This is a genomic window from Mycobacterium sp. WUMAC-067, from assembly GCF_020217485.1.
In the GTDB taxonomy this organism is placed as follows: domain Bacteria; phylum Actinomycetota; class Actinomycetes; order Mycobacteriales; family Mycobacteriaceae; genus Mycobacterium.
On sequence record NZ_JAEKMI010000189.1, the window covers coordinates 1 to 524 of the forward strand.

Annotated in this window: 1 pseudogene; it reads left to right on the plus strand. The window is 71.2% G+C overall.

Annotated elements, in window-relative coordinates:
- Window positions 1–524 (plus strand): annotated as a pseudogene (kasB, locus tag JF781_RS28165) (3-oxoacyl-ACP synthase KasB); the annotation flags it as partial.

Below are 524 nucleotides of genomic sequence, written 5' to 3' on the forward strand. Positions count from 1 at the left end.
GTCGGCGCCTGTCGCCCGTTCGACCGCGACCGGACCGGCTTCGTGTTCGGCGAGGCCGGCGCCCTGATGGTCATCGAAACCGAGGAGCACGCCAAGGCCCGCGGCGCCAACATCCTGGCCCGCATCATGGGCGCCAGCATCACCTCCGACGGCTACCACATGGTCGCCCCGGACCCCAACGGCGAACGCGCCGGACACGCGATGACCCGCGCCATCCAACTCGCCGGCCTGTCCCCCAGCGACATTGGTCACGTCAACGCGCACGCCACCGGCACCTCGGTCGGTGACGTCGCCGAGGGCAAGGCCATCAACAACGCGCTGGGCCCCCACGGCGGCAACGCCGCCGTCTACGCACCCAAGGCGGCCCTGGGCCACTCGGTGGGCGCGGTGGGTGCCGTGGAATCGATCCTGACCGTGCTCGCGCTGCGCGACCAGGTCGTCCCGCCGACGCTGAACCTGGAAAACCTCGACCCCGAGATCGACCTGGACGTGGTGGCGGGCAAACCCCGCCCGGGGAACTACGA